The sequence below is a fragment of the Streptomyces sp. BR123 genome, from assembly GCF_013401435.1.
Lineage (GTDB): Bacteria > Actinomycetota > Actinomycetes > Streptomycetales > Streptomycetaceae > Streptomyces.
This window is the reverse complement of record NZ_JACBGN010000034.1, coordinates 24,125-40,389: the sequence shown is the minus strand read 5'-3', so window position 1 is coordinate 40,389 and position 16,265 is coordinate 24,125. Positions and strand designations below refer to the sequence as shown.

The 16,265-nt window shown below is 71.4% G+C and carries 17 protein-coding genes; 1 reads left to right on the top strand and 16 read right to left on the bottom strand.

Features of this window, described 5'->3' with window-relative positions; genetic code table 11:
* Nucleotides 1-104: 104 nt before the first annotated feature.
* The 4 genes from HYE82_RS08545 to HYE82_RS08530 form a co-directional block, all read right to left on the bottom strand.
* Nucleotides 105-1,538: an NAD(P)H-hydrate dehydratase gene (locus tag HYE82_RS08545; protein ID WP_179173332.1), complete on the bottom strand. Its 1,434-nt coding sequence runs from the start codon at nucleotides 1,536-1,538 to the stop codon at nucleotides 105-107.
* A 39-nt stretch (nucleotides 1,539-1,577) separates the two neighbouring features.
* Nucleotides 1,578-1,946: a holo-ACP synthase gene (locus tag HYE82_RS08540; protein WP_179173331.1), complete on the bottom strand. Its 369-nt coding sequence runs from the start codon at nucleotides 1,944-1,946 to the stop codon at nucleotides 1,578-1,580.
* A 14-nt stretch (nucleotides 1,947-1,960) separates the two neighbouring features.
* Nucleotides 1,961-3,811: a glutamine--fructose-6-phosphate transaminase (isomerizing) gene (gene glmS, locus HYE82_RS08535; protein WP_179173330.1), complete on the bottom strand. Its 1,851-nt coding sequence runs from the start codon at nucleotides 3,809-3,811 to the stop codon at nucleotides 1,961-1,963.
* A gap of 128 nt (nucleotides 3,812-3,939) precedes the next feature.
* Nucleotides 3,940-4,716 carry a hypothetical protein gene (locus HYE82_RS08530; protein ID WP_309144239.1) on the bottom strand — a complete coding sequence of 259 codons (777 nt, stop codon included), beginning with the start codon at nucleotides 4,714-4,716 and terminating at the stop codon, nucleotides 3,940-3,942.
* A gap of 288 nt (nucleotides 4,717-5,004) precedes the next feature.
* Between HYE82_RS08530 and coaA the strand changes: the two genes are divergently transcribed.
* A complete protein-coding gene (gene coaA / locus HYE82_RS08525) occupies nucleotides 5,005-6,000 on the top strand; it encodes a type I pantothenate kinase (protein ID WP_179173328.1) in 996 nt (331 codons plus the stop codon).
* A gap of 227 nt (nucleotides 6,001-6,227) precedes the next feature.
* On the opposite strand, the gene glmM is transcribed toward coaA, so the two are convergent.
* The 12 genes from glmM to infA form a co-directional block, all read right to left on the bottom strand.
* Complete coding sequence (gene glmM / locus HYE82_RS08520) at nucleotides 6,228-7,586, bottom strand: phosphoglucosamine mutase (RefSeq protein ID WP_179173327.1); 1,359 nt, start codon at nucleotides 7,584-7,586, stop codon at nucleotides 6,228-6,230.
* Nucleotides 7,587-7,719: 133 nt separating this feature from the next.
* Nucleotides 7,720-8,235: a 30S ribosomal protein S9 gene (gene rpsI / locus HYE82_RS08515; RefSeq protein WP_179173326.1), complete on the bottom strand. Its 516-nt coding sequence runs from the start codon at nucleotides 8,233-8,235 to the stop codon at nucleotides 7,720-7,722.
* A 42-nt stretch (nucleotides 8,236-8,277) separates the two neighbouring features.
* Nucleotides 8,278-8,721 carry a 50S ribosomal protein L13 gene (gene rplM / locus HYE82_RS08510; protein ID WP_125540835.1) on the bottom strand — a complete coding sequence of 148 codons (444 nt, stop codon included), beginning with the start codon at nucleotides 8,719-8,721 and terminating at the stop codon, nucleotides 8,278-8,280.
* Between the two features lie 238 nt (nucleotides 8,722-8,959).
* Entirely contained in the window at nucleotides 8,960-10,240 is a 1,281-nt protein-coding gene (locus tag HYE82_RS08505) for a glycosyltransferase family 87 protein (RefSeq protein ID WP_309144238.1), read from the bottom strand.
* A 38-nt stretch (nucleotides 10,241-10,278) separates the two neighbouring features.
* Nucleotides 10,279-11,898 carry an ABC-F family ATP-binding cassette domain-containing protein gene (locus HYE82_RS08500; RefSeq protein ID WP_179173325.1) on the bottom strand — a complete coding sequence of 540 codons (1,620 nt, stop codon included), beginning with the start codon at nucleotides 11,896-11,898 and terminating at the stop codon, nucleotides 10,279-10,281.
* A gap of 86 nt (nucleotides 11,899-11,984) precedes the next feature.
* Nucleotides 11,985-12,836 (bottom strand): tRNA pseudouridine(38-40) synthase TruA, encoded by an 852-nt coding sequence (gene truA, locus HYE82_RS08495; protein WP_179173324.1) that lies wholly within the window; start codon nucleotides 12,834-12,836, stop codon nucleotides 11,985-11,987.
* A gap of 106 nt (nucleotides 12,837-12,942) precedes the next feature.
* On the bottom strand, nucleotides 12,943-13,413 hold the full coding sequence (rplQ, locus tag HYE82_RS08490) for a 50S ribosomal protein L17 (protein ID WP_179173323.1): 471 nt from the start codon (nucleotides 13,411-13,413) through the stop codon (nucleotides 12,943-12,945).
* 138 nt (nucleotides 13,414-13,551) lie between these two features.
* Nucleotides 13,552-14,574 (bottom strand): DNA-directed RNA polymerase subunit alpha, encoded by a 1,023-nt coding sequence (locus HYE82_RS08485; RefSeq protein WP_003956430.1) that lies wholly within the window; start codon nucleotides 14,572-14,574, stop codon nucleotides 13,552-13,554.
* A gap of 145 nt (nucleotides 14,575-14,719) precedes the next feature.
* On the bottom strand, nucleotides 14,720-15,124 hold the full coding sequence (gene rpsK, locus HYE82_RS08480) for a 30S ribosomal protein S11 (protein WP_003956432.1): 405 nt from the start codon (nucleotides 15,122-15,124) through the stop codon (nucleotides 14,720-14,722).
* 54 nt (nucleotides 15,125-15,178) lie between these two features.
* Nucleotides 15,179-15,559 carry a 30S ribosomal protein S13 gene (gene rpsM / locus HYE82_RS08475; protein ID WP_179173322.1) on the bottom strand — a complete coding sequence of 127 codons (381 nt, stop codon included), beginning with the start codon at nucleotides 15,557-15,559 and terminating at the stop codon, nucleotides 15,179-15,181.
* Between the two features lie 196 nt (nucleotides 15,560-15,755).
* Nucleotides 15,756-15,869: a 50S ribosomal protein L36 gene (gene rpmJ, locus HYE82_RS08470; protein WP_003956441.1), complete on the bottom strand. Its 114-nt coding sequence runs from the start codon at nucleotides 15,867-15,869 to the stop codon at nucleotides 15,756-15,758.
* Between the two features lie 73 nt (nucleotides 15,870-15,942).
* Nucleotides 15,943-16,164: a translation initiation factor IF-1 gene (gene infA, locus HYE82_RS08465; protein WP_003956442.1), complete on the bottom strand. Its 222-nt coding sequence runs from the start codon at nucleotides 16,162-16,164 to the stop codon at nucleotides 15,943-15,945.
* Nucleotides 16,165-16,265: the final 101 nt, after the last annotated feature.

Below are 16,265 nucleotides of genomic sequence, written 5' to 3'. Positions count from 1 at the left end.
CAGCCCCGCTTCGGCCCACCCGGCTCGGCCCCGCCCGCACCGGCCCCGCCGGCGTTGAGGCGCGGCACGTCGGGGGCCGCCCCGGAAGCCGCGGCGCCGGCCGGTCAGGCCCGGGTCGCGTTGCGCCAAGCGGCGGACAGGGCCTCGGCCACCTCGTGCGCGAGGACCGGAGCCCCCGCGGCGGCCAGCCGCGCCGCGAGCCCGTGGAGATAGGCGGCCACCGCCCCCGCATCCGCCGCCGGCAGCCCGGCCGCCAGCAGCGACCCGCCGAGCCCCGACAGCACGTCGCCGCTGCCCGCCGTCGCCAGCCACGGTGTGCCCGTCGGGTTCACCCGCACCGGCCCGTGCCCGTCGTACACCAGCGTCGTCGACCCCTTCAGCAGGACCGCGGCCCCGTACCGTCCGGCCAACTCCCGTACGGCCGCCAGCCTCCCGGATTCCACGGCCTCCCGCGGTACCCCCAGCAGCGCGGCCGCTTCCCCGGCGTGCGGGGTCAGCAGCGTGGGCGCCGGCCGGGCGCGCAGCGCCTCCGGGCCGACCCCGCGCAGCCCGTCGGCGTCGACCAGCACCGGCACGGGGTCGGCCAGGACCCGCGCGACGTCCCCGCCGCGCCCCTCCCCGAGCCCGGGGCCGACGACCCATGCCTGGACCCGGCCCCACCCGACCAGCGTCTCCGGGTAGCGGGCGAGGACCTCGCCGGCGGCCGGGCCGACGTACCGCACGGCGCCCGCCCCGCCCCGCAGGGCCCCGGCCACGGCGAGCACGGCGGCGCCGGGGTACTGCGCCGATCCGGCGGCGATGCCGACGACGCCGCGACGGTACTTGTCGCTCTCGGCGGCGGGCCGGGGCAGCAGCCGCGCCACGTCGGTGTGCTGCAGGGCTTCGACCTCGGGCCCGGGACCGCGGCCGGCCCCGGACCCGGCCACGGCCGCGCCCTCGAACTCCAGCCCGATGTCGACGAGCCGCACCACACCGGCGAGCGACGCGCCGGGGTCGATCAGCAGCCCCGGCTTGTGCGCCCCGAAGGTGACCGTGACATCGGCCCGCACCGCGGCCCCGGCCACTTCCCCGGTGTCCGCGTCCACCCCGCTGGGCAGGTCGACGGCGACCACGGCGGCCCCGGCCGGGATCCGTTCCACCAGTGCGGCGGCGGCCGGCCGCAGTCCGCCCCGGCCGCCGATGCCGAGCAGCCCGTCCACGACGAGGTCGGCCCGCTCGGGCACGGTCTCGGCGACGCGCCCGCCGGCGGCGCGCAGCGCGGCCAGCCCGCCCGGGTGCATCCGCTGCGGATCCATCGGCACGGCGGTCACCCCGGCGCCGCGCCGGGCCAGCCGGGCGCCCGCGTACAGGGCGTCGCCGCCGTTGTCGCCCGGCCCTACGAGCAGCACGACCCTCGACCCGTAGACCTTCGGCAGCAGGTCGGCGCAGGCGGCGGCCAGTCCGGCCGCGGCCCGCTGCATGAGGGCGCCTTCGGGGAGCCGGGCCATCAGCTCCCGTTCGGCCGCCCGTACGTTCTCCACGCTGTAAGCAGTCCGCATGCGTCCAGCCTGCCCGATCGCACGGCGCGATCGGCTGCGCTACGCCTCGGCGATGACCACCGCCGAGGCGACGCCCGCGTCATGGCTGAGCGAAATGTGAAAGGACTTCACCCCGAGCGCCACGGCCTGCGCTTCCACGGTGCCCCTCACCCGCACCCGCGGCTGCCCGGATTCCTCCACGTACACCTCGGCGTCGGTCCACAGCATTCCGGCGGGCGCGCCAAGCGCCTTGGCCAGTGCCTCCTTGGCGGCGAACCTGGCGGCGAGCGAGGCGGTTCCTCGCCGTTCGCCGCTCGGCAGCAGCAACTCGGACTCGACGAAAAGCCGCTGGGCCATGCCCGGCGTCCGCTCCAGCGCCGCGCCGAAGCGGTCGATCTCGGCAACGTCGATTCCCACGCCGATAATCACAACGAACTACCCATTCACTCCACGGTCACGGACTTCGCGAGATTACGCGGCTGGTCCACCTCGTTCCCCCGCGCGGTCGCCAGTTCGCAGGCGAACACCTGCAGCGGCACCGTCGCGACCAGCGGCTGGAGCAGCGTCGGCGTGGCCGGGATGCGGATCAGGTGGTCGGCGTAGGGGACGACCGCCCGGTCTCCCTCCTCCGCGATCACGATGGTCCGCGCCCCGCGCGCCCGGATCTCCTGGATGTTCGACACGATCTTGTCGTGCAGGACGGAGCGCCCGCGCGGCGACGGCACGACGACCACCACCGGCAGGTCCTTCTCGATCAGCGCGATCGGCCCGTGCTTGAGCTCGCCCGCCGCGAACCCCTCGGCGTGCATGTAGGCGAGTTCCTTGAGCTTCAGCGCGCCCTCCAGCGCCACCGGGTAGCCGACGTGCCGCCCGAGGAACAGCACGGTGTTCTTGTCGGCCAGGGACCGCGCCAGCGCCCGCACCGGCTCCATCGTCTCCAGGACGGCGTCCACGGCCGCGGCGATGTCGGACAGCTCGCGGATCACCGCCTGGATCTCGTCGCCCCACTTGGTGCCCCGGACCTGTCCGAGGTAGAGCGCGACCAGGTAGCAGGCCACCAGCTGCGTCAGGAAGGCCTTGGTGGAGGCGACGGCGACCTCGGGGCCGGCGTGCGTGTACAGGACGGCGTCCGACTCCCGCGGGATCGTCGACCCGTTCGTGTTGCAGATGGCCAGCACCTTGGCCCCCTGCTCGCGCGCGTGCCGCAGCGCCATCAGGGTGTCCATGGTCTCGCCGGACTGCGAGATCGCCACCACCAGCGTCCGCTGGTCCAGGATCGGGTCGCGGTAGCGGAACTCGCTCGCCAGTTCCGTCTCGCACGGGATGCGGGTCCAGTGCTCGATGGCCAGCTTCGCGATCATGCCCGCGTGGTAGGCCGTGCCGCAGGCCACGATGACGACCTTGTCGACCTCCCGGAGCACCGATGCGGGGATGCGCACCTCGTCCAGGGTCAGCGAGCCGCTCGCGTCGATCCTGCCCAGGAGGGTGTCGGCGACAGCCTTCGGCTGCTCGGCGATCTCCTTGAGCATGAAGTAGTCGTATCCCCCCTTCTCGGCCGCCGAAGCGTCCCAGTCCACGTGGTACGCCCGCACCTGCGCGGGCGAGCCGTCGAACCCGGTCACCGAGACCCCGTCGCGGCGGATCTCGACGACCTGGTCCTGCCCCAGCTCGATCGCGGACCGCGTGTGGGCGATGAACGCGGCCACGTCCGAGGCGAGGAAGTTCTCACCTTCCCCAACGCCCACGACCAAGGGGGAGTTCCGACGGGCGCCGACCACCGTGTCCGGCGCGTCGGTGTGCACCGCGACCAGCGTGAACGCCCCTTCGAGCCGCCGGCACACCTGCCGCATGGCCTCCGCGAGGTCGTTCCCGGCGGCGGCGAACCGCTCCGCCAGCAGGTGGGCGACGACCTCGGTGTCCGTCTCCGACTCCAGCCGGTGCCCGCGCTCGGCCAGTTCGGTGCGGAGCGCGGCGAAGTTCTCGATGATGCCGTTGTGGACGACGGCCACCCGGCCCGCGTTGTCGAGGTGCGGGTGGGCGTTGGCGTCGGTGGGCCCGCCGTGCGTGGCCCAACGCGTGTGCCCCAGACCCGTGGAGCCCGTCGGCAGCGGATGCGCGACCAGCTCCTTCTCCAGGTTGACCAGCTTCCCCGCCTTCTTGGCGGAGGCGATCTCCCCGTCGGCGAGCACGGCGACGCCTGCCGAGTCGTAGCCGCGGTACTCCAGCCGCTTGAGTCCGGCGATGACCACATCGAGCGCCGACTGCGCTCCTACGTAACCCACAATTCCGCACATACGGCGCAGCGTACGCCGCGATCGGCCTCCTGCCCCGCACTTTGGGGCAAGCCGGAAAACCCCGCCCCGGCGAATGCGCCGGGACGGGGTTGACGGCCGGTCAGGCGCAGTGCGCCCCGGTTCGCGGTTCAGCCGAGCTTCTTGACCTGCGCGTCGATGACGTCCTTCGGGAGCGCCGGCTTGCCGCCGACGTTCTGCACCGAGAACGTGGCGAGGGTGTTGCCCTTGCGCACCACGACCAGCTGCCCGGCCATCGGGGTCTCGGCGTCGCCCAAGTCCGCGAGGAAGGAGGCGGCCTCGTCGCCCGCCGTGACGGCGTCGCCCGCCGCCACCTTGTCGACCTTCAGGCTCTCGCCGCCCTGCTTCATCGTGAAGCCGCCCGCGCAGGCGGTGCCCGCGGTCTTGAAGGCGGTGAACGCCTCCTCGGCGCCCTTGCCGTCGTAGGAGGTCAGGGTCACGGAGGTGCCGGTGGCGCCGGCGAGCATCTCCAGGGCCGCCTTCGCCTTGTCCGCCTCGGACGCGTTGGGGTCGGCGGCCTTGCCGGAGGTGCCGCCGACCTGGATGCGGGCCACACCGGCGGAGGCGCCCTGGGGCGCCATCGACGCGGCCTGGACGATCGGCTTGCACTCGGCCTTGTCGGTGGTGGCCGCGTGGGCCGCGACCTGGGCCGCGGAGGGCGTCTTGACCACGCTGTCCTTGGGGGCCTCGGCCTGGGTCAGCAGGAGGGGCGCCAGCTCGGCGTCCGTCTTGCCCTTGGCCGCGGCCGCGGCGGGGGCGGAGGCCGCGGGGGCGGACGGCTCGGCGTCCTCCTTCTTGCCCTCGGACGAGCCGCAGGACGTGACCAGCAGGGCCAGCGAGACGGCGGACGCCGCGACGGCGGAACGGCGGACAAGGGTTCTGCGCACGAAAATCTCCCCCACAGGGTGATGCGATGACGGTCGGCACGGCTCGCACGGCATCCCCTCCCCACGGGACTGCCGGAGCCACGATGATCAGCAATCTACGCGCCACCGCCGGCACCCGCTCACCCGAACGCCCGTTCGTGGCCGATCGTGATCCCATGGAGACCGAAAGCAGCGTCCGCGCCTCCGCCACGTGACCGACCCCACCACCCACGGGAGGCCCCGAGCCACGACAATGGCGGTGTGATCACTTCGCCGCCACGAAGCAGCACGCCCGACCCGGACTGCGCAATGACGCGCCCCGAGCGGTCCGAGCGCTCCCCCCGCCGGGCCGAGGTCTCGCCGTACGTCGACCTCACCCGCGCCGAGTGGAGCGCCCTGCGTGAGCGCACCCCGCTGCCGCTGACCGCCGAGGAGGTCGAGCAGCTGCGCGGCCTGGGCGACGTCATCGACCTCGACGAGGTCCGCGACATCTACCTGCCGCTCTCCCGGCTGCTCAACCTGTACGTCGGCGCCACGAGCACCCTGCGCGGCACCCTCAACACCTTCCTCGGCGATGCGGGCGGCACCGGCCACGGCAGCCAGCAGGGCACCCCGTTCGTCATCGGCGTCGCCGGCTCCGTCGCCGTCGGCAAGTCCACCGTGGCCCGCCTGCTCCAGGCGCTGCTGGCCCGCTGGCCGGAGCACCCGCGCGTGGAGCTCGTCACCACGGACGGCTTCCTCTACCCGATGAAGGAGCTGGAGCGGCGCGGTCTCACCTCTCGCAAGGGCTTCCCCGAGTCCTACGACCGCCGTGCGCTGACCCGCTTCGTCGCCGACATCAAGGCCGGGAAGGACGAGGTCACCGCCCCGGTCTATTCGCACCTGATCTACGACATCGTGCCCGGCGAGCGGCTCGTCGTCCGCCGCCCGGACATCCTGATCGTCGAGGGCCTGAACGTGCTCCAGCCGGCCCTCCCCGGCAAGGACGGGCGCACCCGGGTCGGCCTCGCCGACTACTTCGACTTCAGCGTGTACGTGGACGCGCGCGCCGAGGACATCGAGCGCTGGTACCTCAACCGGTTCCGGAAGCTGCGGGAGACCGCCTTCCAGAACCCGTTCTCCTTCTTCCGCAAGTACACGCAGGTCTCCGAGGAGGAGGCCCTGGAGTACGCGCAGACGATGTGGCGGACGATCAACAAGCCCAACCTGCTGGAGAACGTGGCCCCCACCCGCGGCCGCGCCACCCTCGTCGTCCGCAAGGGCCCGGACCACAAGGTGCAGAAGCTCAGCCTGCGCAAGCTCTGACCGCGCTCCCGCGGTCCGCGCGGGCGCTACCGGGCGTCGCACGCCCCCTCTGCGGATGGTCATGCAGTGCGACCGGACCGGCGCCGTCCTCGCGCTGATCGGCCGGCCGGTCCGCACCACGCCCGTGGCCCTGCTCCGGAAACCGCTGTGGCGCACCCGGCGGCACCGGATGGTCCGGCGGCCGGGTGCGCCACGGCTCCCGCAGCCCGTTCGGGGAGCGCCTGTGCTCAGCCGAGCGCCGTCTTCACGGCGTCCGCGAGGCGGCCCGCCACCGTGCGGGCCTGGTCGATGTCGGCGGCCTCCACCATCACGCGGACCAGGGGCTCCGTACCCGACGGACGGAGCAGTACCCGGCCGGTGGTGCCGAGTTCGCGCTCGGCGTCGGCGACGGCCGCGGCCAGCTCGCCGGAGGTGGCGACCCGGGACCTGTCGACGTCGGGCACGTTGATCAGGACCTGCGGCAGCCGCTGCATCACACCGGCCAGCTCCGCGAGCGACCGGCCGGTGGCCGCGACGCGCGCGGCCAGCATCAGGCCGGTCAGCGTGCCGTCGCCGGTCGTCGCGTGGTCGAGGATGATCACGTGGCCGGACTGCTCGCCGCCCAGCGCGTAGCCGTGCTCCTTCATCGCCTCCAGCACGTACCGGTCTCCGACGCCGGTCTGCACGACCTGGATGCCCTCGGCCTCCATGGCCAGCTTGAAGCCCAGGTTGGACATGACCGTGCCGACGACGGTGTTCCCGCGCAGGGTGTCGGCCTCGCGCATGGCCAGGGCCAGCACGGCGAGGATCTGGTCGCCGTCGACCTCGGCGCCCGAGGCGTCGACCGCGAGGCAGCGGTCGGCGTCGCCGTCGTGGGCGATGCCGAGGTCGGCGCCGTGCTCGACGACGGCCTGCTTGAGCAGGTCGAGGTGGGTGGAGCCGCAGCCGTCGTTGATGTTCAGGCCGTCGGGCTCGGCACCGATGGTGACGATCTCGGCGCCGGCCCGGGCGAAGGCCTCGGGCGAGACGCGGGCGGCCGCGCCGTGCGCCTCGTCCAGGACGATCTTCAGCCCGTCGAGGCGGTTGGGGAGGACCCCGATGAGGTGGGCGACGTACTTGTCGAAGCCCTCGTCGTAGTCGGAGACGCGGCCGACGCCGGCGCCGGTGGGCCGGTCCCAGGGGGCGCCCGTGCGGTGCTCCTCGTAGACGGCCTCGATCCGGTCCTCCAGCTCGTCGGCGAGCTTGTGGCCGCCGCGGGCGAAGAACTTGATGCCGTTGTCGGGCATCGCGTTGTGGGAGGCGGAGAGCATCACGCCGAGGTCGGCACCCAGCGCACCGGTGAGATACGCCACCGCCGGGGTGGGCAGCACACCGACGCGCAGGACGTCCACGCCCGCGCTCGCGAGGCCGGCGACGACCGCGGCCTCCAGGAATTCGCCTGAGGCCCGGGGGTCGCGGCCGACCACGGCCGTCGGCCGGTGGCCCGCGAAGGTGCCGGCCTCGCCCAGGACGTGGGCCGCTGCCACGGAGAGGCCGAGCGCGAGCTCAGCCGTCAGATCCGCGTTGGCGACGCCGCGTACACCGTCCGTTCCGAAGAGTTGTCCCACTGTTGTCCTCCCAAGATCGCGCTTCGCTTGAGACCGCTGGTGACAGGTATGTGCCGCTTGTGGCGGTAAACGAACCGCCCCGGCAGCACAGAGAGTGCTGCCGGGGCGGTCGTTGCTGAACAGCAGGCGCAGATTAACGCTTGCTGTACTGCGGAGCCTTACGGGCCTTCTTCAGACCGGCCTTCTTGCGCTCGACCGCACGGTCGTCGCGGGAGAGGAAGCCGGCCTTCTTCAGCGCCGGGCGGTTGTTGTCGACGTCCGCCTCGTTCAGCGCACGGGCCACGCCGAGGCGCAGGGCGCCGGCCTGGCCGGAGACGCCGCCACCCGCGATGCGGGCGATGACGTCGTAACGACCGTCGAGCTCGAGCAGCTTGAACGGCTCGTTGACTTCCTGCTGGTGCACCTTGTTGGGGAAGTAGTCCTCAAGGGTGCGACCGTTGATCTTCCACTTGCCGGAGCCCGGAACGATCCGGACACGGGCAATGGCGTTCTTGCGACGACCCAGGCCGGCGGCCGGCTGGGGGTCGCCGAAGCGACCGGCAAGGGACTCGGAGGTGTAGTCGCCCTCGACGACGACGTCCGACTCGGTGGTGTACTCCTCGACGCCCTCGAACTCGTCGACGGGGGTCTCGGCGGTGGTCTCGGCCACGATGCTCCTCAGAATTCTCTACGTCTTAGGGGGTGGCCGGAACTACTGCGCGACCTGGGTGATCTCGAACGGCACCGGCTGCTGGGCAGCGTGCGGGTGCTGGTCGCCCGAGTAGACCTTCAGCTTCGAGAGCATCTGACGGCCCAGGGAGTTCTTGGGGAGCATGCCCTTGACGGCCTTCTCGACGGCCTTCTCCGGGTTGTTCGCCAGCAGGTCGTCGTAGCGCACGGAGCGCAGACCGCCCGGGAAGCCGGAGTGGCGGTAGGCCATCTTCTGGGTCGCCTTGTTGCCGGACAGGTGGACCTTGTCGGCGTTGATGACGATGACGAAGTCGCCCATGTCCATGTGGGGGGCGTAGGTCGGCTTGTGCTTGCCCTTGAGGAGGGCAGCGGCCTGGGTCGCCAGACGGCCGAGGACGACGTCCTGGGCGTCGATGACGAGCCACTGGCGCGAGATGTCGCCGGGCTTGGGGCTGTACGTACGCACGGTCGTATGCCTTCGCTTCTTCAGTGATGGGTTCTCCCCCGAGCCTCGCGGCCCGAAGGGAAGGGTCCTGACAAGGCCACCACGGACGATCACGACAGCCCTGGTTCACATCGGGGACGCAACCCGTGTGTACCGCTGGTCATCGGCCCGGTGGACCGGCGTAAGGCCCTTTCACGTGAGAATGAGCAAGCCAATACGCATAACGAACCAGCAGGATACCCACCGTGCCCTGGAAGGGTCAAAACGCAGGCCCGGAGCCCGCCTCGGCGGGCTCCGCGTTGCGCTCTGTTCCGGGCCCGGGAAGGGTCCCTGCAGTTCGTACGCCTTCCAGGTTAACCCGCGCCGGACGCAGGCACCGCCGCGCGAGGGCGGCCGCCCACACGCACAGCGTGAAGCAGTCCTTGAACGCCCGCCGCTTGCGCTCCAGCTCCGAGGGCCACGGCACCCCCGCGACCTGCGGGAACATCCCCAGCCAGAACCAGCCGGAGCGCACCGCCGAACCCGCCCGCACCCCCGAGGCCAGCAGCAGCGGAAGCACCACCAGGAGGTAGTGGTCGAAGGAGGGCCGCGACACCAGGAATGCGGCCAGCATCACCATGCAGGCCGTCTCCGCCAGCCGCAGCTCGCCCCGGTCCCGGTCGTCCTCCCGCCGCCACCGCCGCCAGGCCGCCCACAGTCCGCCGAGCGCCCCCAGCCCCGCCACCGCCACCGCGACCGGGACCGGCACTCCCAGCCGGGGCAGCACCGCGATCGGCGAGGCGTCCCAGGGCAGGGCGTACGCGTCCTGCCCCCGGAGCAGGAACGGCAGCGTCTTGGTGAAGAACAGCGAGGGGCTGGGCATCAGCAGCGCGCCCAGCAGCGACGTCCCCAGCGGCACCAGCACGGCCACCGCCAGCCCCCGCCACCGGCGCGCCAGCACGAACAGCAGGCCGATCGGCACCAGCATCGGCTTGCAGGCGATCGCCAGCCCCACCACCAGGCCTGCGGCCGTCCACGAGCGCCGGTGCGCGAGCAGCAGGGCGAGCGGCAGGGCGGCCACCGAGACCGCGGTCCAGTTGCCTATCAGGACGAGGTTCACGTACGGCCGCAAGGCCAGCGCCAGCACGGCGAACCCGCCGACCGCGAACCGCGAGCGGGCCGGCACCGAGAACAGCCGCAGCGCCGCCCACCAGCCCGCGGCCACCAGGCCCGACATCACCGGCGGCAGCACCCAGCGCAGCACCGGCGTCGGCAGCAGCGCCTCCGGCACCGCCATGACCACGGCGCTCGGCAGGTACAGGAAGCGCTTGTCCTCGTACGGCGAGCCGCCCGCCAGCAGCGTCTCGGCGGCCTTCACGACGAAGGCGTTGTCCGAGCCCCAGTTCGACCGCAGGCTGGTGGCGACGGAGATCCCGAGGACCACGACCAGCATGCCGGCGAACCACGGGCGGGAAGCGGGAGCCAGCAGCCGGGCGGCCACGTCCCGCCGCACCGCCGGGTCGTGCCGTTTCCCGAGCCAGGTACCGGACCGCAGCCGCACTGTGCCTCCCCGATCGACCGCCCGGGGGCGGGCTCCCCCTAGCGCTCGCGCTCGACCCTACGTTCGTCCCAGACGGGTTCCCGAGTCTCCCGCACAACACCGTCCGAACCGAAGACCAGGAAACGGTCAAATGTGCGCGCGAACCAGCGGTCGTGCGTGACGCACAGCACAGTGCCCTCGTACGCCTCCAGTCCGTCCTGCAGCGCCTCCGCGGACTCGAGGTCCAGGTTGTCCGTCGGCTCGTCCAGGAGCAGCGCCGTGGTGCCCGCCAGCTCCAGCAGGAGGATCTGGAAGCGGGCCTGCTGGCCGCCCGACAGCTTCTCGAACGGCTGGTCGCCCTGGCGCTCCAGCTCGTACCGGCGCAGTACGGCCATCGCGGCGCCGCGGTCCTTCGCGGCCTCCGTCCACAGGATGTCGACAAGGGTGCGGCCGAAGAGCTCCGGGTGGGCGTGGGTCTGCGCGAAGTGGCCGGGGACCACGCGGGCGCCCAGCTTCCACTGCCCGGTGTGGGCCACGTCCTCGCCGGCCAGCAGCCGCAGGAAATGCGACTTCCCCGAGCCGTTCGAGCCGAGCACGCCGACCCGCTCCCCGTAGTAGACCTCCAGCGAGAACGGCCTCATCAGGCCGGTCAGCTCCAGGTTCTCCACGGTCAGCGCACGCACGCCGGTGCGGCCTCCGCGCAGCCGCATCCGGATCTCCTGCTCGCGCGGCGGCTCCGGCGGCGGCCCGGCCTCCTCGAACTTCTGGAAGCGGGTCTGCATGGCCCGGTAACGCGAGGCCATGTCGGGGCTGCTCGCGGCCTGGTTGCGCAGCCGGAGCACCAGCGCCTTCAGACGGGCGTGCTCCTCGTCCCAGCGCCGCTTGAGCTCCTCGAAGCGCGCGAAGCGCTCCTTGCGGGCGTCGTGATACGTGTCGAAGCCCGCGCCGTGCACCCACACGTCCGTGCCCGTGGGGCTCGGCTCCAGGCTGATGATCTTCTCGGCGGCCCGGGACAGCAGCTCGCGGTCGTGGCTGACGAAGAGCACCGTCTTGCGGGTGGCCTTCAGCTGCCCCTCCAGCCACCGCTTGCCCGGGACGTCGAGGTAGTTGTCCGGCTCGTCGAGGAGGAGCACCTCGTCCGGCCCGCGCAGCAGCGCCTCCAGTACGAGCCGCTTCTGCTCACCGCCCGAGAGCGTGCGCACCTCGCGGAACTGCGCCTTGTCGTACGGGACGCCCAGTGCGGCCGTGGTGCACACGTCCCAGAGGGTCTCGGCCTCGTACCCGCGGACGTCGGCCCAGTCGCTGAGCGCCTGCGCGTACGCCATCTGCGCGGCCTCGTCGTCCACCGTCATGATCAGATGCTCGGCATGGTCGACCGCCCTGGCGGCGTCCCGGATCCGCGGCTGGGCCACCGAGACCAGCAGGTCCCGTACCGTCGTCTCGTCCCGCACGGAGCCCACGAACTGGGACATCACGCCGAGGCCGCCGCTGACCGTGACGCCGCCGCCGTGCGGCTGGAGCTCACCGGAGACCAGCTTCAGCAGGGTGGTCTTGCCGGCCCCGTTCGCCCCGACGAGCGCGACCACCGACCCCTCCCCCACGCGGAAGGAGACGTCGGGGAGCAGGACCCGCCCGTCGGGAAGGTAGTACTCCAGGTGGCTGGCTTCGAGATGTCCCATGCGGGGCATTGTCCCGGCCCGGGAGGGATCCGCCCAAACGGATAACGGGCGGCGACGGCCGACGACGGGCCGACGGGTCCGGCCGGTCAGCAGCAGCCTGCGGCCGGCAGCGTGCGCACGTTCCGGGCTTCCCTGCTGCGGGCGGCCAGCAGCTCGTCCGCCGGGTAGCCGACCTCCTCCAGGGTCAGCCCGTGCGGCTTGACCACGTGTACCGAGGAGTCCCGTACTGCGGCCCGCAGCACCTTGCCGGGCCAGTCCGCGGTCCGGTGCCCGTCACCGACGTGCAGCAGGGCTCCGACCAGCGAGCGGACCATGTTGTGGCAGAAGGCGTCGGCGCGGACGGTCGCGGTGACGATCCCGTCCCCGCCCCGCTCCCAGCTCAGCTGCTGGAGGGTGCGGATCGTCGTGGCGCCCTCGCGCTTGCGGCAGTACGCGGCGAAGTCGTGCTCGCCGAGCAGCTCCACGGCGGCCTCGTTCATGGCGGCCACGTCCAGCGGCCACGGATGCCACAGCACGTGGTTGCGCAGGAGCGGGTCCACGCCTCCGGAGTGGTCGCCCACGCGGTAGGCGTAGCGGCGCCAGACGGCGGAGAACCGGGCGTTGAAGCCCGCCGGGGCCTCGGCGACCTTCCAGACCCGTACGTCGTGCGGCAGCTTGCCCGCGAGGCGGCGCAGCAGCTTGTCGCCGTGCTCCGCCCACACCTCCTCGGCCAGGTCGAACTGGGCGACCTGCCCGCGGGCGTGCACGCCCGCGTCGGTCCGCCCGGCCACGGTCAGCTCGACCGGGTACGGCAGCCGCATCACCGTCTGCAGGGCCGACTCCAGCTCGCCCTGGACGGTCCGCAGCGTGCGCTGCTTCGCCCAGCCGGAGAAGTGCGTGCCGTCGTAACTCAGGTCCAGCCTTACCCGGACGTGCCCGGGCTCCACCTCGTCACTCACGTGACCGATCCTCTCAAGCGCATGCTCTTCACCTCATGCAGAACGGGCCCGCCCCGGGAAGGGCGGGCCCGTTCAGAGCCGATCAGGCAGGCACGATCCCGAAGGATCAGGCCTCCTTGGTCTCCTCGACCTCGGCGGGGGCCTCGGCCTTGGCCTCGGCCTCCTTGACCGCACGCTTGGTGGCGGCCTCGGCCTCACCGGTGGCCTGCTGGGCCACGGTCAGGGCCTCGACGAGCTCGATGACCGCCATCGGGGCGTTGTCGCCGCGACGGTTGCCGATCTTGGTGATGCGCGTGTAACCACCGGGGCGGTTCTCGAAGCGCGGGGCGATCTCGGTGAAGAGCGTGTGGACGATGCTCTTGTCCGTGATCGTCTGGAGAACCAGGCGACGGTTGTGGATGTCGCCCTTCTTCGCCTTGGTGATCAGACGCTCGGCGACCGGACGCAGGCGGCGGGCCTTGGCCTCGGTCGTCGTGATGCGGCCGTGCTCGAAGAGCGCCTTCGCGAGGTTCGCGAGGAGAAGCTTCTCGTGCGCGGCGCTGCCGCCCAGACGGGCACCCTTGGCGGGACGCGGCATGGTGTTACTCCTTCGTATCTGCACCGGCCGTGTCAGGTACCGGTGTCAGTTCCCCCGGGGCGGACGCCCCGGGAAAGTGCGATCAAGCCCGGCCGGCGGTTGAGGCCAAGGACCTCAGCCGCCGGCGGCGGGTGGAAATCAGTACTGCTCGGTTTCGACGAAGCCGGCGTCGGCGTCGTCGTCCGCGCCGAACGCGTCGGCGGCGGCGGTCGGGTCGAATCCGGGCGGGCTGTCCTTGAGGGCCAGGCCCATGCCGGCCAGCTTCGCCTTGACCTCGTCGATCGACTTCGCACCGAAGTTGCGGATGTCGAGCAGGTCGGCCTCGGAGCGGGCGACGAGCTCGCCCACGGAGTGGATGCCCTCGCGCTTGAGGCAGTTGTAGGAGCGGACCGTGAGCTCCAGCTCCTCGATCGGCAGCGCCAGGTCGGCGGCCAGGGCGGCGTCCGTCGGGGACGGGCCCATGTCGATGCCCTCGGCGTCGATGTTGAGCTCGCGGGCCAGACCGAACAGCTCGACCAGGGTCTTGCCGGCGGACGCCATGGCGTCGCGCGGGCGCATGGCCTGCTTGGTCTCGACGTCGACGATCAGCTTGTCGAAGTCGGTGCGCTGCTCGACACGGGTCGCCTCGACCTTGTACGTGACCTTGAGCACGGGGCTGTAGATGGAGTCGACCGGGATACGGCCGATCTCCTGGCCCACCTGCTTGTTCTGGACGGCGGAGACGTAGCCGCGACCGCGCTCGACGGTCAGCTCCATCTCCAGCTTGCCCTTGCCGTTCAGGGTGGCGAGGACCAGGTCCGGGTTGTGCACCTCGACACCGGCCGGGGGCGCGATGTCGGCAGCGGTGACCAGGCCGGGACCCTGCTTGCGCAGGTACATCACGACCGGCTCGTCGTGCTCCGAGGAGACGACCAGCTGCTTGATGTTGAGGATGAGGTCGGTCACGTCCTCCTTGACGCCCGGCACGGTGGTGAACTCGTGCAGGACACCGTCGATGCGGATGCTGGTGACAGCGGCACCCGGGATCGAGGACAGGAGGGTACGGCGCAGGGAGTTGCCGAGGGTGTAGCCGAAGCCCGGCTCCAGCGGCTCGATCACGAACCGCGAGCGGTACTCGTCGACGACCTCTTCGGTCAGCGAAGGACGCTGAGCGATAAGCATGTCTTTTTCCTTCAGTCGTGGACGCCCACTATTTGACGCCCGACAAGTGCTGTACGGGTACAGCCGTACTGCAAGGGTACGGGCGGCACGGCCCCCGAAGGGGACGTACCGCCCGGACTCTCAAGGACGCACAGGCGTCGCTGCGTCAGACGCGGCGGCGCTTCGGCGGACGGCAGCCGTTGTGCGGGGTGGGGGTGACGTCCTGGATCGAGCCGACCTCGAGGCCGGTGGCCTGGAGGGAGCGGATCGCGGTCTCGCGGCCGGAGCCCGGACCCTTGACGAAGACGTCAACCTTGCGCATGCCGTGCTCCTGCGCGCGGCGGGCGGCCGACTCGGCGGCCATCTGCGCGGCGAAGGGGGTGGACTTGCGCGAGCCCTTGAAGCCGACGTGGCCGGCGGAGGCCCAGGAGATCACGTTGCCGGACGGGTCCGTGATCGAGACGATCGTGTTGTTGAACGTGCTCTTGATGTGCGCGTGGCCGTGAGCGACGTTCTTCTTTTCCTTGCGGCGCACCTTCTTGGCAGCGCCCTGACGACCCTTGGGGGGCATCTCTTACTCCTACGGGAGGTGGTCGGTCCTACAGCGCAAGACCGCTGAACAGGACTACTTCTTGCCCGGCTTCTTCTTGCCGGCGATCGCGCGACGCGGGCCCTTGCGGGTACGCGCGTTCGTGCTGGTGCGCTGACCGCGGACCGGCAGGCCACGACGGTGGCGCAGACCCTGGTAGCAGCCGATCTCGACCTTGCGGCGGATGTCGGCCTGGATCTCGCGGCGGAGGTCACCCTCGGTACGGAGGTTGGCGTCCACGTACTCGCGGATCTTGACCAGGTCCTCCTCGGACAGGTCACGAACGCGGGTGTTCGGGTTCACGCCGGTGGAGGCGAGGATCTCCTTGGACCGGGTGCGCCCGATACCGAAGACGTAGGTGAGTGCGATCTCCACGCGCTTTTCGCGCGGGATGTCAACACCGGAAACGCGTGCCATTCAATGGCTCCTGTGTGTTCGGGGGTCTTCCGCAAGACCGCTCCCGACCGCCGACCGCCCGTGAGCAGTGGTACGTCCGGGTCCCCGGCCCCCGCCGGAGGTGCCGCCGACCCCCTGCGGGGCTGGGCGGGTCCTGCGTATGTACGTTTTCTTACGTCGCGCGAAGAACTGCGAAGTGCAGGTCGGTCGGCGTGCGTCAGCCCTGGCGCTGCTTGTGGCGCAGGTTGTCGCAGATGACCATGACCCGGCCGTGACGGCGGATCACCTTGCACTTGTCGCAGATCTTCTTGACGCTCGGCTTGACCTTCATGTTCTTAAGGTTCTCCGGGTCAGTGCCACCACCCGCACCGGGACGTCAGCCCAGGCAGGAGTGAGAGCAAGATCTACTTGTATCGGTAGACGATCCGGCCACGCGTCAGGTCGTACGGAGAGAGCTCCACGACGACCCGGTCATCGGGCAGGATGCGGATGTAGTGCATGCGCATCTTGCCGCTGATGTGCGCGAGGACCTTGTGACCGTTCTGGAGCTCCACCTTGAACATGGCGTTCGGGAGGGACTCGATCACGGTGCCCTCGATCTCGATGGCACCTTGCTTCTTGGCCACGCTTCGCCTTTCGAATCGGCTACCTTGATCGGCTCACGGACATGCGAATGCACGTAAGCCGACGAGTCAGTCTACGTCAGGGCACCCAGAAAGACGAATCC